The sequence below is a fragment of the Paenibacillus sp. MSJ-34 genome, from assembly GCF_018918005.1.
GTDB lineage: Bacteria > Bacillota > Bacilli > Paenibacillales > Paenibacillaceae > MSJ-34.
The window spans coordinates 1-15,792 of the sequence record NZ_JAHLPR010000081.1 but is presented as its reverse complement, the minus strand read 5'-3'; the positions used below and the strand labels follow the sequence as shown (position 1 = coordinate 15,792).

The window sequence follows — 15,792 nt, the reverse complement described above, 5'->3', positions numbered from 1 at the left end:
GAACAGGCTCACGCTATATGGAGGCATCCTTTTCCTTTTCTGTGATACGGACATTATATTCGTCAATCCCTGGACAGGCAATACCGTCAGCTTTCGGGCATTATGCTTCAGCGTAAACAATCTAAACGAGCATGTGAAAAAAACTTGAAATATAAATGATTAACAAGGAACTGCGCCCTTGCTAGGTTCAAGTATATTTGCGTGACTTTTTAAGGGGGACAATATGACGCTATAAACGATAGATAGATTTGCCCGTTGGATTATGAATTACTTTTATGGAATGGAAAACAAGATGGGAAGGAGTATAGGCGTTACACTTGCGAAGCCTTGGATATTTGCGGACAAAAGATCTCTGCACGACTGCCAAAGGCGGAAGGTCTGTAACTAGGCTGAAGGACGAAGAAGTGATCGAACAGATTGCCGAAAATACGCGTAGTCAAAGTTAGATTTATAAGCAAAGAGCGGCAATCGTTGCGGGCCAGTGTTCAGCGCAGCCAAACGGCAACAATAAAAAATAAATTGAACACGAAATAACACTATGATATAATCGATAGCGTCATTGGCAAATTTAAAATAAAGATTACATTAAATTTTATCCCTACTTTAATTGTACATCTGGAACTTTGATTTGTCAATGCTCTTTTTTATCCCCAAAAAACGGAAAAAGGAGTGTGTTCAGGGGAAATGGAAGCGAAGGATTGGCGGGAAGAACAGGAGCGGCTGGAACAGGTCCGGAACAAGCTGCAGGCGAGAATCGCCGAACTGGAGCCGGAGGTTGCGGGGCTGCGCGATCAGGCTTCAGACATCCGCAAGCGGTTTTGGGAAGAAGTTACGATCAACACAAGCACGGGCGGAGATTTCGAAGAGACCTACTATACGATTAACCAGCAGTCCGCGTTATTGGCCGAACGGGAGCGCGGCCATAAGCTGCTGACGGAGCAATGGAAAAGCATGAACCGTCTGCTCCCGTCTCCTTATTTCGGACGTTTCGACTTTAAGGAGGATGGTCTGGACTTCAGCGAGCAGATCTATATCGGCGTCTCTTCCTTCGTCGACGAAGACGGATTGAGCTTTCTGATTTATGACTGGCGCACGCCAATCGCGAGCCTGTAACATGATTCTGCAAATCTTCGGCGCCATCCTGCAGCCCGTCATCAAGACCGGACCGGTAAGCTCTTGTCAAATGTTTTTTCTCAATTTAATGGTTAGGAGAGATGTTGAATGAGTTCGTTGGTTCTCGGCTTCAAGGAAATCGAAAAAACACAGCTTTTGCTCGTTGGCGGAAAAGGGTTAAATTTAGGGGAATTATCAAAAATTCAAGGAATACAAGTACCCGAAGGATTTTGTGTTACAACAGCGGGATTTCAAAAAGCCATCGAACAAAACGAAATGGTTCATGCTTTGTTGGATCGACTAACCATGCTAAAAGTAGAAGAGCGAGATCAAATTGGTGAAATCAGCAGGAAGATTCGACAAATCATTATGGAAGTAGAAATTCCTTCCGATGTTGTGAAAGCAGTGACTCACTATCTCTCCCAGTTTGGCGAGGAACATGCTTATGCCGTGCGCTCTAGTGCAACTGCTGAAGATTTGCCGCATGCCTCTTTTGCCGGTCAACAAGACACGTATTTAAATATTATCGGCAAAGAACAAATTTTGCGACATATCAGCAAATGTTGGGCTTCCCTGTTTACGGATCGCGCGGTCATCTACCGCATGCAAAATGGATTTGACCACAGTCAAGTTTATTTATCCGTTATCGTTCAAAGGATGGTTTTCCCGCAGGCTTCAGGGATTTTATTTACCGCTGATCCGATTACCTCCAGCCGGAAGGTGCTATCCATCGATGCCGGCTTTGGACTTGGAGAAGCGCTGGTCTCCGGTTTGGTATCTGCCGATGTTTATAAAGTGCGGGATGAGCAAATCGTCGACAAGAGGATAGCAGCCAAGAAAATAGCGGTCTATGGACGGCAAGAAGGCGGAACAGAGACCCAGCAGATCGATCCCGATCAGCAGAAGACGCAAGCCCTTACGGACCAACAAATTTTACAACTGGCACGCATCGGAAGACAGATCGAAGCTTATTTCGGCCAGCCGCAAGATATCGAATGGTGTCTGGATGACGATGCATTTTATATTGTCCAGAGCCGGCCGATCACGACGTTATTCCCAATTCCTGAAGCGAATGACCAGGATAACCACGTTTACATCTCTGTCGGGCACCAACAAATGATGACCGATCCTATCAAACCGCTCGGATTGTCCTTTTACCTATTAATGACTCCAGCGCCGATGCGTAAAGCTGGCGGAAGGTTGTTTGTTGATGTTGCACAAATGCTGGCTTCACCAATCAGCAGAGACTCATTATTAACTACCATGGGACAACATGACCCTCTCATGAAAGACGCACTTATGACCATAATTGAACGAGGAGATTTTATAAAATCGTTGCCTGATGATGAAAATGCGCCGAATCCCAGAAGAAGCAATCCAGATCCGCTGGCACAATTCGATAACGATCCGACAATCGTCTCGGATTTAATCAAGCGCAGTCAAGCGTTGATCGAACAGTTGAAACAAAACATTCAAACGAAGTCGGGATCGGCGTTATTCGATTTTATTCGGGAAGATATCCAGCAATTAATGAAGTTCTTGACTGACCCGCAAAGTTTGAGTGCCATTATGGCCGTTATAAATGCTTCAAGATGGATCAATGAAAACATGAACGAGTGGTTAGGCGAAAAGAATGCGGCGGATACGCTTACTCAATCTGTGCCGAACAACGTTACGTCGCAAATGGGTCTGGAGCTAATGGATGTCGCAGATGTGATTCGTCCCTATCCTGAGGTCATTGATTATTTGCAAGATGTAAAAGCGGATAACTTTTTGGATGAACTCCATAAGTTTGACGGCGGACAGGAAACCCGGGACGCGATCTATGCTTTTCTCCAAAAATACGGAATGCGGTGCACCGGAGAAATCGATATAACAAGAACGCGATGGAGCGAAAAACCGAGTACGCTTGTCCCCATGATCCTGGGCAACATTAGAAACTTTGAGCCTCATGCCGGCAGCTTGAAATTCGAACATGGGCGACAGGAAGCTATGGACAAAGAACAAGAGCTTTTGGAACGATTGAAGCGTCTTCCGGACGGTGAGACAAAAGCCAAAGAAACCAAACGAATGATCGACATCGTTCGGAATTTCAGCGGTTACCGGGAATATCCCAAATACGCTTGGATGAATCACTACTTCGTTTATAAGCAGGCTTTGCTGAAAGAAGCCGAACGACTTGTACAAGCGGGCGTGATCCATGAAAAAGAAGATATATACAATCTCACTTTTGAAGAACTTCACGAAGCCGTACGCACCCATAAACTGGATAACCAGATCATCAGCAAACGAAGAGACGAGTACAAATTATTCGAAAAACTAACTCCGCCACGTGTGATCACGTCTGATGGCGAAATTATTGCAGGCGAGTACAAACGAGAAAATCTCCCGGTGGGAGCTATTGCGGGTCTGGCTGTTTCTTCCGGAGTGATCGAGGGGCGAGCGCGTGTCATTGTAAATATGGAAGCTGCTGATCTTGAAGAGGGAGATATATTAGTCACGACGTTTACTGACCCTAGCTGGACACCATTGTTCGTCTCCATAAAAGGCCTGGTCACCGAAGTTGGCGGACTGATGACCCATGGCGCAGTGATCGCACGTGAATATGGCTTGCCGGCAGTCGTCGGAGTGGAGAACGCGACCAAATTGATAAAAGATGGACAACGAATTCGCGTGCATGGAACAGAAGGGTACATCGAAATATTGTAATGTCTGAATACGTCAAGTAAGAGCCTCTGTCTAATGGATGGCATTAAATGCAACCTGTCATGGATAAAAGGGCGGTTACCCTGTTCGTCCTTTTATCTACCCATCTTCATTAGGTAATTGGCAGTAAATCTATTGCAGTAATGGATGACGATAGCTCAAAACTGTAAGTCGATAATACTGACTGGAGTGACCGAGAATCTGTGGCGAACTATCTTGTTGAGGGTGAGCGCCCCTTTGCGGGTGGTGGAATCTTTGATGAAGACTGGATGCGTGAAATCGCCCGCAATGTTTTCGACCGTACTCGCAATCTTGCTGCACAACTGACGAATCCATTCTTGATCGATGCTGGTAGCCCTTGGCGTGAAAAACTAGCTACTATTACCGTACCGGCACTTATTATCCACGGTACCACTGATCCCCTCTTTCCTCTTGCCCACGGCGAAGCACTCGCGAGAGAGTTACCTAATGCCACGCTGCTGCCGCTTAAAGAGGTTGGGCATGCGCAGTTGCCGCTTGATATATGGGACATAGTTACGAATAATATCATTCAACACGCAAGCCCTTAAAAGCTCACTTTTCGCGGATTGTAAGGTTTGCACATAGAAATCTACGATGTCGGGGGGCCTTTAACGTTTGATAGAGCAGGCACTCAGGCAATACATAAAAAATCGCCAGTTACTTGCCAAGCAGGCAAGGCATGGCGATTTTTCTTATTTTCCCCTTCATAATCATCCATTTAGATCGTCTCGACCAACGGTAGATTTTTATTTTGGGTCATCAACTACACTCATCTGCGCATATCCTTCTGTGCTGTACGTACTCGCCCGAGCCCCATAGGCGGTGTCTTTCTTCGGGTTATTGAGATATATTTTTCCGCCTTCTGATACATAGTTTACATAACCCACGTCCTGACCAGTGTCGAGATCAGTGTACCCGCCATTATAGCTTGTCCCTGGTAAAGAGTCAGCTTGCATTGTAACTCTGTTGACGCTGGAGAAAAATGTGTAAAACGGCAGTGTAGATTCATCATTAGACGGTTCAAATAGGTAGACGAATCCTACATAATTCGCGGCTTGGATCTGGAAATCTTGTGTCTCCAGCTTAGTTAACTGTTCTTTACGCACATTCTCATTCAATTTAGGAACATCCCAACCCGGAAACAGATCCGAAAATTCGGGAAGCTCTTCAATCGTTCCATCTGGCCGCTCATACGAAACCTGACCATCGACAGTCCATGAAGCGCTGTAAATAATGGAATTCCTTGCCTCCAAAATGGCGTCCTTCCATTCCTCAGGCGCTGCGTCAAGATCGGAATACGCGAGTTTCTCAGGTGGCAGGGAAGCGTAGTAGTTCTGTTGATCACTCGCAAGCGCAAGGTTTGGAGTGATGAGTATGACAAATAGAGCAAGAGACGACAAAACTGAGAGAGCAATTTTTTTCATATTAGTAGCCTCCAATCTAAAAATTATAGTTTGATATCAAATGTTAGTGAAGTATCATGCTGTCCTGCCTGAAGATATACGTTAATTGTCCATCGGAATCACCCCCATTTCATAATTGTTAAACTGCGGAGTATACCTCTTCATTACATATATGTCTTAAAATTTCGATTTGGGGACAAGTTTCTTTTCAATTTTTACAGTAACTAGCTTCATTAAAGACAATTCAGATGTTGTGTTACACTAGATTTCCTGTAATCGCAGATTATTAAAGATTATTAAAGAGGCTTTACAAATGTGTAAGGCAAATGTAGAATACGATTGTAGACAATTGTCTTATAGGAGCGGAGTGATTGGAGCAATGAAAAAACTGCCGGATGCAGAGTTTGACATTATGAAAGTGGTGTGGGCCAATAAACCGCCTATAACGACCAATATCATTATGCAACAGCTTGGAAACGAAAGGGGATGGAAAGCGCAGACGGTCATTTCCCTTATGTTACGACTGGTGGAACGTGGCTTCATCCGAACTGAAAAAAATGGAAGAGAGCTCAATTATTTTCCTCTTATTAGCAAGGAGGACTACCTGAAATTTGAAACGGGCGACTTTATGGAGCGGTTTCATGCGAATTCCTTCGTCAGCTTGGTTGCTACGTTGTATGCCGGAAACAAGTTAAAGGACAATGACCTTGACCAACTGGCTAAGTGGCTGAAAGAAAAGAGGGATTGATATGCAGGGATTTTTAGCTACCCTGCTCCAATGCTCTGTTTCTATGTCATTGGTGACGCTTGTGTATGCGGCATTAAGGCCCCTTTTATCAAAACGATACGCCGCAAAGTGGAATTATGTGGTGTGGCTGCTGATTGCAGCAGGCTGGATATTCCCCTTTCGTCCACGGATTGACCTATTGTTTCTCCCTGTGCAATCAACTATCAATACCATACCGCTTATGGACATAGGGGATATTGGAAACAACTGGGCAACGATCCCTTTATGGTGGGTGCTTGCAGCGATTTGGGGGGGTGGTGTTTTAAGCATTGTATTGTATCATGCTTTGCGGCATGATCGCTTTATGAAGATGGTACGCCGATGGAGTGAGCCTGTAACCGATTTGAAGATTTTGGGGGTTTTGGACAGTTTAAGCTCGGAACATGGAATTAAAAAACATATAGGGTTAAGCGTGTGTGAGAGTGTTACAAGCCCTATGCTCGTTGGCTTTTTCCGGCCTGTCATTTTACTACCGCCTATTAAAATTTCAGACGATGATTTTTCTCTGATTCTAAGACATGAGTTGATTCATTTCAAGCGGCATGACCTCTGGTACAAGGCAATGATTCTGACGGCAACCGTGTTTCATTGGTTTAATCCGGTGGTGTATCTTATGGCAAGAGCGGCAGCGGAACAATGTGAAATCTCCTGTGACGCATTGGTTTTACAAAACGCAGATTATCAACAGCGAATGCGATATGGCGAAACCATTATTGATGTTGTCAGGAATGGGGAGAAGCTCCAAACAGCATTATCAACTAATTTTTATGGAGGGAAAAAAGGTTTGAAAAATCGCATTTCTTCAATCATGGACCTAAAGCGTAAGAAGGCTGGCGTTTTAATCCTTTGTATGGCGCTGGTGGGAATTATAATGACTGGATCAGCGCTGGCCGCAGCAGATAACGCAGATGGCCCGCCAGAATCTATTACTACTCCATCTGTTACTTCGTCTAATAACAGCGATAGCGTTAATGATAATAGTAATAATAACGAAGTAACGCGCCTCAAGGAATTGTTGCACCGACTCTACATCGTTAACGGTAAGTAACTCATTGAACTGCTCGAAACACACCAAGCAGCCTTTGGATAAGAGCCTCGGTGAACACCTGTTGAGGCAGAAATTATAATGAGGAAGTGTCATCCACTTCCCTAGGAGTAAGGAGAAAGGCAACCTTTTAGCGGGTTGCTTTTTTTCTTCGACTGACCATTTAGCATACAATACCTATCTTCCGTACTTTTTAAGCACTGTTCCAGGTTATTTCCAAAGTTTCTTTCTTCCGCTGAATTACTCTTTAAATTTTTGGCAGCCAAAATGATACCGCTAAAAACTTCCCTTATGACGTACAACGTTTCATTGCCTTTCTCGGGTTGCACCCTGGTCATATGTTGTTTAAAAAAAGCGTCATATCTTCCCTTCATAAGTCGTTTATAGAGTAAAGGCGAAACATCATAATGCATTTGGACAAATTGATACCGAAAATAGATTGGAAAACTGTAAATAGAGAGGACGGTGAGAAAATATGGCGCTCAACGATAACCAACGTCGCGCCATTAGAGCATTATACATGGAAATGTATTATTTATTGTCGGCATATGCACAAAACGTGCTGAGTGACCGTTCACTTGCTGAAGAAGCTGTTCAGGAAACATTCAGAATTGCATGTGCTAAAGCCGACAAATTCTTATTTAGCCCCAATCCGAAAGGCTGGTTATTAAATACGCTAAAGAATGTTATTAGCAATAAAGTTCGCAGTCAGGCATCTCTCAAAAGTATAGTATTTTCTTCCTTGGACTTAGATGAAAACAATATCCCTGGAGATACTGATGTACCGAATGTTGATTTTTTGTACTCTGACTTGGCCAATAATGAAGACTATAAATTGCTTAAAAAGATTGTTGTGGATAAGTATTCAATGTTGGAGGCTGCTCAAGAAGTTGGAATTTCAGTGGAGGCTTGTAAAAAACGAGTTCAGAGAGCAAAGAAGAAGTTGAGAAAACAAGTCCAATAGAATCACGTTTGATAGAGATAAAGGATGCCTTAGCAAACTCACGGAGAAAACAGCCAGCCAATAAACGAAAGCTATTTTACAAGAAATTCACTTATCTAGATATGTCCTATCATAAAAAAGGGGCGTTAAACAGCGAAGAAAGGGGATGATTACTCCAAGGAGAAAGGTGAGAATTAGGAACTGGTCATCAAATCGAATGGAGATGGGGGCTTCCCGTTTTGAATAAATAAGGGGATGCGGATAATTCGCTATTTTGCATGCTCGTTTCATTTTTTTCGTCAAGTTTGCTTGGGATAGTTCGTTATAGTAGTAGATATACCCAGAAGGGAGCCGGAGTTTTGGAACATGTAGATCGAATGTATAAAGGGGGAATTTTATGAAATGACGAATCGAACATGGACAACGTGGGCGTCGGATCATTAAACCGCTTAAAGACGAAAGAACAATACAATTAGAGCTAATACAACCGAGTCAGCTCCTTCTAGGGTATATCGGTCGTTGGATGAATGGACTTAAAAAATGACGGAGGTGGCAAGTTTTATGAAGGTACGCAAGTTCTTTTTTTCATTCTTGTCAGCTTTGATGGTTGCGAGCGTAGTAATGGTTGCCTCAGTATCCGCAGCGCCGGATTCGGGAAACAACTGTAGTTCTATTCCTAGCGGAGGGGAGCAGGGAATTTTTGCCGAGGATACGTCTCCTAGAGGGAAAGTTCAACATGTTAATAAAATCGAACCCATTATGGTAAATAACGCGTCAACAAATTCGATCACCGGACCTCTTTCTTCAGAAGATTTTTCGACCATAATGTCAGAATCTTTGCCTTTTGATTTTACATTCTCCTTTAAGGCGAATCTAACTTCCAGAAAGTTCAATTCAACCGGTGACAGTGTAACGATTGAAATAAAAGACTCTTGTTGGGTCGATTCTGACGGATACGAATTAGATGATCAGTATTTCGCTATTTATCTCTACACAGGCGACGGAGATCTGGTCGGGTATACATTAAGCATGCCTGTATGGTGTGACGGAAACTATTCGTCTCACTCAGTTACCTTTGACAAGGTACCTAAAGGAGATATTTATTTCGTTTTATCGAAGCCATATACCACATATGATTATGAGTTGAGCGGTTACGGTCAGATTCGCAATTAAAAGATGTGGGGAAGGGGGCATCTCTTCCCCGTTCACATCTGTAAAGGAGGATGCTTGAATTCACGAGTTGCAACAAGAATATGTAGTGTCGTAATATTTATTATATATCTCCTCTATGTACTATTTCATTTTACCCTAGATTATACATTTGATGTTAACAGAATCCTTTGATTTTATCGCAAGGAATGTTTTGGGTAATATAGCTCTCTTTTTACCGTTTGGATTTTTAATGCCCATTTTATTACCGGCAAATCATAAAAATACAGGAATTGAAGCAGCAAATAGTGATTGTACTTGGCCTGCTTACCACTCTAACCATTGAATTGTTGCAGCGATACGTTTTCTACCGTATATTCGACATGGATGACATCATCTTGAATATAATTGGAGTAGTTATTGGCTATTTTACATACTTGTTAGCCAAACTAATTATCACGAAGAAAAAACATCAAGGAGTGAATCATAATGCATCGAATAAATAAAATAATACCGGGAATTGTCATGACATTATTCACTGTGCTGATATGTGGAACGATTGTTCAAGCAGCAGTTAACAAGGAATCACATTTGCCTTCGGATGAATGGAAAGTACCGGAAGCTAGAGTACAACAGATTTTCAACCAGGGGCCGGCAACAGGAATAATCGATATCATAAATGTCACATTGAATGATATCGATCCGATCAACATGTATCAAGAGGTTGGATCCGATCGAATTACAAAAGTAGTTCTGGGTACATCTAAAGAAAATTCCTCAGAGTATGTGTTTGCGATCATTAGCAGTAATAAGGAGGATAAGGAACCGAGCGAGGCCATCGTACATGTCCTGCCGCATACCGTAGGAAGCAACCTCCGTATCGTTGGTGTTGGTTCGGGAAAGGATTTTTTCCTTCAGAATCAAGAGGGAAATGAAATGGTATACCGTATCGATTGGAACTCAAAAGAATACCCTGTGTCTTTTCTCAAAAGTTGTGCAAAGCGTTGTGGTTGAACACTTTAAAGATACAGACTTGCCCAGCCTGTGAAAGAGGCTGGGTTTATTTTTTTCGTCACACTTTCAACCAATCCTTGGATCGGGGAACGCTTCCGGAAAAGTTTGACGAATACAGGAAGAACCCTCTTAGCCTATATTCAACGGGAAAAACGTACAGTTTCCTATTGTCGTAAGAAATCAGGAACTCGAAGGGATAGGAACCATCTATCTAACCACCAAAGATTGTGGCTTGACATAAGGTATATGATGAGTCTTATGACAAGCTGAAAAGCCCAAATAAACAAGAAAAGAAAATAAGAACATTATATTAAGAATCGTCAAATATGGTAATCGCACAAAACGCAGGCCAAAGTTACTTCACAGCACCCGAAAGTGATTGGGGGGAAACTCGGTTGGAAATGAACAATATCGAGTAAGCATGCTTTGAGGTATAATTTTCCACAAGTCGGTGGTGTTTCATTACATTTCAAAACATATGGCGAGAACGATCAGGTTACATTCTTTCACTTTTTCTTGCTTAGAAAGTAAAACAACCAGATTAATAATAAAAATATTATTACAGTTGAATATGATACATTAGTGTTTGTAAAACGATTCATGTACCATAAGAAAATAAGTAATAGGGCTGCTCCTACATGGCCATAAATTAATTTGTTTTTTATCCTTTTCCTCAAAAATAAGGCCAGTAGGATCATTAAAACGCTGATTGTCACTGAAATTAAATATGTGTCTGAAGATAGATCTAATAAAGGTACGCCTATAAATGAAAGTACAAGAATTATAACAATGAGACCCTTTTGGTTCTTCTTAAAAGACTATGAACGAGTCGGGCTTTCCTTCCCTTGGCTTGCTGGACTCGGAGTACACCTTCTTCCGGTAAAAAATCGGTGGCACTGATCGCTCATAAAAATAGAACGTGACGTTTGCCATTGTCGTCATCGTCATCCTTGTAATTTATCGAACGTTTTCCGAATGGTTAGTCGTGCGATTCATTCCTTCTTTGTATGATGCCCAAATGACACGGGTATACTTTCTTTGAGTTATTTTTCTTACAAAAGGATTGCGCTGAACCAGTTGTAAAGAATCCTGGAGGTAAAAATGAAAAAGCTAACTCTAATTATGCTGCTGATTACGGTCGTTTTGGTGCAACTGGTTGCCTGGCCGGTTGATAAGATCCTCGCTGAAGAGAAGGGCATCGAAAAACACCCCGACTGGAAAACGCTTGAACAAATTTTCGGTCGGAAGGGTACGGTGCAAGACGGTGTATTCAAGGTTACATTGCCTCGATCCGATTTAAAAGTAAAAGTCGGTGAAGTCATGATCGAGCCGGATCTTGCTCTTACAGGCTGGCTCGCCTTCAAGCCACACGGAAACGAAACGATGATGATGGGCGATCTCGTTCTGCTTGATACGGAAGTGCCTCCGGTTATCTCAAAACTAAGCAGCAGCGGTATTGACATAACGGCTTTGCATAATCATCTTATTAACGAAATACCTAGCGTTATGTATTTGCATGTTGAAGGGCACGGCAAACCTACGAAGATTGCCGAGAACGTGAAGGCTGCGCTAGCTAAGACAGGTACTCCCCTTACTCAGCCTTCTGGCATTCCACAACCTTCTACTTTCGATTGGTCTAAAGTTGAAGCCATTATGGGTCAGAAGGGACACCGCAGTGGGAATCTTCTACAGTTCAACATTTCGCGCGCGGAAACGATAACAGAAAATAATATGGTAATCCCTCCATTTATGGGAGTAGCATCACCAATCAATTATCAAGCGGTCGGAAAGAAGGCAGCAACGGCGGGAGATTTCGTCCTTTTGGCAAGCGAAGTGAATCCGGTGGTTCGTGCTTTAGAAGAGCACGGTCTAACCGTCACGGCAATCCACAATCACATGTTGTTTGAATCTCCGCGGCTGTTCTTCCTGCATTTCTGGGGATATGACAATCCTGAAAAATTGGCTCGGGGTCTGAAAGCGGCACTGGAAAAAACGAATCATGTAAAAGAATAATGAAAGAAATACGCTCCACAGGCGAAAAACCAGCTCGTGGAGCTTTTTTATGTCTTCAATTCGAAACATATTGTATCATTACCCAATATATGGTACTGTGTTGTTTAGAATTTTGGAACATAATCAAACCTGTAAAGAAATCTGTAAGAAAAAAGGAGAGATCTTATGGCGCGTATTGATGAAATTGAGTCAGATATATTTCGACTTTCAATCTTCTCAACGGAATCCGGATTCCAGTACAATGCATTTTTAGTCCGAGACGAGGAGCCTCTTTTGTACCATACAGGCCCTAAATCGCTTTTTTCTCAGTTAAGTCAAGCAGTTGCTAGCCTAATTGATCTTAAACAATTGCGCTGGATTAGTTACAGTCATTTCGAGTCGGACGAATGTGGTGCACTCAATGAATGGCTCACCATTGCACCTCAAGCTGAAGCTGTGACCGGGATTGTTGGGGCTGCGGTAAACGGGGAGTTCTCTATCAGACCGATTCGTTCGCTTCAGGACAACGAGGTATTTAGTACGGGGAAGAAAAGCTTTCGTTACTTGCGCACACCCCATCTCCCGCATGGGTGGGATGCAGGATTGCTATTTGAAGAGACCACCCGGACTCTCTTCACTTCTGACTTGTTCCATCAAAACGGCGATGTGGAACCAGTCACTGAGGCTAGTGTAATTGATCGGTTTAAAGAAGTGTTGCAAAATTCGCAAGGTCCATTTGCCAACTATATTCCCTATACCTTGCACACAGAGCAGATGCTCCGTAAACTAGCAGATCTAGAACCTAAAACACTTGCTGTGATGCACGGCTCTTCTTATAAGGGCGACGGTAAGAGTGCTATTGAAGAACTCATTAAAGTAATGCAAGAAATGTAAGAAGGCTGACATGCTTCTTCGACTAACGGAACACGACAGTGAAATTGATAAAAAAACCGATTCGGATGACCGAAGGATGTGTTCGTATGAGTAACATTGATAAACGAAAGAGACTCGATGAAGAAGTTTTCACATATCAAACAACGAAAGACAACAAAGTCTTTATTTACTGGATGGGTAAGCAAGTTAAAATTCTTTCCGGAAAGGCGAGTCTTAAATTTTTAAAAGCAATAGAAGGAAAGGATCATCATGAGACACAGTTAGCAATGGCTAAGATTACCGGAAACTTTAAACGTGGCAATGAGAAAGATAATAAAGCAAAAAAGTGAATTTGTTAGATGACTCGGGTGGCTCTGACATCATTTAACACAATACTCGCCAGCGAAGCTGACACCACCCGCAATGTAGACTTTTTATTTTTCCGTACTTCCGTCCGTGGCAGCGCCAGTGCAAAAGGAAGAACGACAAGAGAGTTACGAGTTCCTGCACTAAAGATAAGAGCCCGCCCTGCTCCGGTATCCAAACGGAATATACGAGAAACGATACGCGCAATAATCGGTGTAATAAGCATGTACGCTACGTAGACGGGAATGACTAGAGTAATAAAATCCAAAGAGGTATATAGTTTAGAGATTTGCGATGCAACGACAACAAAAAGGGTTAGTGCCATAAAAGGCACAGGAAGCCATGCTGTAGCATCAAGAAAACGTTCACCGAGCGGTTGTCGTCTTGACCACCATTGAGTAAGTAGAGCCAGTACCAGTGGAACAACAATAAGAACTATAAATGCTTCGAGAAACGGCCCGACATTCACAATTTCTGCCGTTTGCTTGCCCATAAAAAGTCATAGATAAATAGGCAATAATAGCATTTGGGTGACAAAGAGTATAGGGGTTGAAACCAAAACAAGCTTCTCGTTCCCACCCCCAAGATGTGTAAAGACAATAACATAGTCAATGCAGGGGGTGAGCAAAACAAGAAGGACACCTAAGAGGATTGCCGGTTCGGTTGGAAGAAACCGAGTTAACCCCCAAACAAGGATAGGTACAGCTATGTAATTCGTAAACAGTAGTGCATAGATGAACTTTCGATTCGTTAGCGCCTCTTTCAAACGAAAAAACGGTATTTGGGCAAACATTCCATACATTAAGATGGCAAGGATGAACGAAATCACACGATCTAAACTTGCGCTGGATTCTGGCCATAACAAGCCTAATAGTATAGATTACAACCAACCATTTGCAAAGTGAAGGCGTGCCATGACTAAGCATCAATTTTTATTCGAGGGAAACACGACCCCTATGCTTATGAGGGCTCCGTTATCATGAAGAACCCGACAATATGTCGGGTTGGGTAAATTTATGAATGGGTAAAAATCCTCGCGATAATCGATCAAATGAACGGACTGATTGAAAATTTGGTCCAACTTGCATTATTTCTGCGTGAACACGGTGTTTTAAAACGAATCCTTCTCATTTCGTTGCTGTTCCTGGGGGGCGATTTCTTCATTGAAAAACGATTTAATACTTTTTCTAAAGTGTGTTAGATCTACCGGGGTGTTTAGATTGAAGGTCAGGATTGCTCGAATCATTTTTTCAAGAATCTCTTGCTCTAAGTCATCTTGCTCTTGTAAATTTATTCTTTTTCGTGTTTTTACTACAATAGGATAGAACTTTTTAATGATAGTCCATAAGGCAAATTGATTACCGCTCTGTGCCTCCTTCACTAATTTATAAAGCTGACATTCTAACTCTTTCATTTATGCCTCCCTCCGTCTCTTATGACTTGTGCAAGTGCATGGATTGAATTGTTTAGGTTTTCTAGTTTTTTTTCAAATCGAAGCAGAAGGTATCCAGTAATGACAATTGGGAATCCAAAATTACTGATGGCATTTATTAAAAATGTTGACGAATCTGAATTGTTCATTTCATTTACACCTCCCGTCTCATTCTTTTTTTGAGTGTAACTAACGCTGAATTTCTGGTTTTAGAAACGGCCTGTGGAGTAATGGATAACATTTTAGCAATTTCTTTATCTATGTATCCCATACAATAAGTGGAAGTTAGAATTACCTTTTGCTTTTGAGTTAACTCTGAAAAAGCTTTATATAAACTTTCATTCTTCATTGAATCGAGTAAAATCTGGGGATCAGTGCTTCCTTTCTCTTCATATTCAATATGTGAAATATATTTATCTCCGAATGTATTACCATTTTCCTCATACATTTTCATATCAAAAATAACGACATCACGTTGATCTTTTTTACGTTTCTTTCGGTAAAAATCAATATAGGCAAACCTAATCGTCGAACTTAAATACTTGGAAAATCTGACCTCAAAATGAAACAATTTGAACTGTTTTTCGAGTTGTATCCATATGTTGTGGGAGGGATTCTCTAAGTATAAACAAAGCAGATGATAGTACTTTGGGTATGAAAAAAAACGCCTTACTATATAATCGGTGAAGTATGGAATCGCTTTCGGCACTTTCTTGGATTCATTTCGAAATGATTTTTCCGGAATCATAATTCAGACCTCCTTTAATAAAATTAAGCTTCTCGGAATTCACATTCCGTTGCAGACTCTAGCTTCCTAGCTAGGGTCTTCTATTGTTTCACCCCCAAACATGGGGTGCGAACAAACATTCCTCTTGACTTTTCAAAATCACCCCAATAATCGCCGAGAAGGCTTTTTTTATTTCTAATGAATTGGGTGATTTTCATGAA

15 protein-coding genes and 2 pseudogenes are annotated in these 15,792 nt (G+C 42.1%); 12 read left to right on the top strand and 5 right to left on the bottom strand.

The features are described 5' to 3' along the window. Positions 1-684: 684 nt before the first annotated feature. The 3 genes and pseudogenes from KQI79_RS26250 to KQI79_RS26240 form a co-directional block, all read left to right on the top strand. A pseudogene (locus KQI79_RS26250) lies at positions 685-1,110 on the top strand (helicase); the annotation flags it as partial. A 111-nt stretch (positions 1,111-1,221) separates the two neighbouring features. Next, positions 1,222-3,822, top strand: coding sequence for a phosphoenolpyruvate synthase (ppsA, locus tag KQI79_RS26245; protein WP_216541302.1), 2,601 nt, complete (start codon positions 1,222-1,224; stop codon positions 3,820-3,822). Positions 3,823-4,022: 200 nt separating this feature from the next. After that, complete coding sequence (locus KQI79_RS26240; protein WP_216541301.1) at positions 4,023-4,388, top strand: alpha/beta fold hydrolase; 366 nt, start codon at positions 4,023-4,025, stop codon at positions 4,386-4,388. A gap of 198 nt (positions 4,389-4,586) precedes the next feature. On the opposite strand, the gene KQI79_RS26235 is transcribed toward KQI79_RS26240, so the two are convergent. Then, entirely contained in the window at positions 4,587-5,264 is a 678-nt protein-coding gene (locus tag KQI79_RS26235; RefSeq protein WP_216541300.1) for a hypothetical protein, read from the bottom strand. A gap of 358 nt (positions 5,265-5,622) precedes the next feature. Between KQI79_RS26235 and KQI79_RS26230 the strand changes: the two genes are divergently transcribed. The 9 genes from KQI79_RS26230 (at position 5,623) to KQI79_RS26190 (ending at position 13,396) form a co-directional block, all read left to right on the top strand. After that, positions 5,623-5,991, top strand: coding sequence for a BlaI/MecI/CopY family transcriptional regulator (locus KQI79_RS26230; RefSeq protein WP_230193154.1), 369 nt, complete (start codon positions 5,623-5,625; stop codon positions 5,989-5,991). 1 nt (position 5,992) lies between these two features. Then, positions 5,993-7,078 (top strand): M56 family metallopeptidase, encoded by a 1,086-nt coding sequence (locus tag KQI79_RS26225; protein WP_216541299.1) that lies wholly within the window; start codon positions 5,993-5,995, stop codon positions 7,076-7,078. Between the two features lie 472 nt (positions 7,079-7,550). Next, positions 7,551-8,039 carry an RNA polymerase sigma factor gene (locus KQI79_RS26220; RefSeq protein ID WP_216541298.1) on the top strand — a complete coding sequence of 163 codons (489 nt, stop codon included), beginning with the start codon at positions 7,551-7,553 and terminating at the stop codon, positions 8,037-8,039. A gap of 540 nt (positions 8,040-8,579) precedes the next feature. Continuing rightward, positions 8,580-9,191, top strand: a complete 612-nt coding sequence (locus tag KQI79_RS26215) for a hypothetical protein (protein WP_216541297.1) — start codon at positions 8,580-8,582, stop codon at positions 9,189-9,191. A 269-nt stretch (positions 9,192-9,460) separates the two neighbouring features. Continuing rightward, positions 9,461-9,673 (top strand): VanZ family protein, encoded by a 213-nt coding sequence (locus tag KQI79_RS28415; RefSeq protein ID WP_216541296.1) that lies wholly within the window; start codon positions 9,461-9,463, stop codon positions 9,671-9,673. Further along, on the top strand, positions 9,657-10,181 hold the full coding sequence (locus tag KQI79_RS26205; RefSeq protein WP_216541295.1) for a hypothetical protein: 525 nt from the start codon (positions 9,657-9,659) through the stop codon (positions 10,179-10,181). Before KQI79_RS28415 ends, KQI79_RS26205 begins: the two co-directional genes overlap by 17 nt. Positions 10,182-11,282: 1,101 nt before the next feature. Next, positions 11,283-12,194 carry a DUF1259 domain-containing protein gene (locus KQI79_RS26200; protein WP_216541294.1) on the top strand — a complete coding sequence of 304 codons (912 nt, stop codon included), beginning with the start codon at positions 11,283-11,285 and terminating at the stop codon, positions 12,192-12,194. A 165-nt stretch (positions 12,195-12,359) separates the two neighbouring features. Next, entirely contained in the window at positions 12,360-13,067 is a 708-nt protein-coding gene (locus tag KQI79_RS26195; protein ID WP_216541293.1) for an oxygen-binding di-iron domain-containing protein, read from the top strand. An 86-nt stretch (positions 13,068-13,153) separates the two neighbouring features. Continuing rightward, positions 13,154-13,396 (top strand): hypothetical protein, encoded by a 243-nt coding sequence (locus KQI79_RS26190; RefSeq protein ID WP_216541292.1) that lies wholly within the window; start codon positions 13,154-13,156, stop codon positions 13,394-13,396. 107 nt (positions 13,397-13,503) lie between these two features. Here KQI79_RS26190 and KQI79_RS26185 read toward each other — a convergent pair. The 4 genes and pseudogenes from KQI79_RS26185 to KQI79_RS26170 all read right to left on the bottom strand — a co-directional run. Continuing rightward, positions 13,504-14,280, bottom strand: a pseudogene (locus KQI79_RS26185) (arsenic resistance protein); the annotation flags it as partial. Positions 14,281-14,523: 243 nt separating this feature from the next. Further along, positions 14,524-14,826 carry a helix-turn-helix domain-containing protein gene (locus KQI79_RS26180; RefSeq protein ID WP_216541291.1) on the bottom strand — a complete coding sequence of 101 codons (303 nt, stop codon included), beginning with the start codon at positions 14,824-14,826 and terminating at the stop codon, positions 14,524-14,526. Next, positions 14,823-14,993, bottom strand: a complete 171-nt coding sequence (locus tag KQI79_RS26175; RefSeq protein WP_216541290.1) for a YvrJ family protein — start codon at positions 14,991-14,993, stop codon at positions 14,823-14,825. Before KQI79_RS26175 ends, KQI79_RS26180 begins: the two co-directional genes overlap by 4 nt. 5 nt (positions 14,994-14,998) lie before the next feature. After that, on the bottom strand, positions 14,999-15,592 hold the full coding sequence (locus KQI79_RS26170) for a sigma-70 family RNA polymerase sigma factor (protein ID WP_216541289.1): 594 nt from the start codon (positions 15,590-15,592) through the stop codon (positions 14,999-15,001). Positions 15,593-15,792 lie beyond the last annotated feature (200 nt).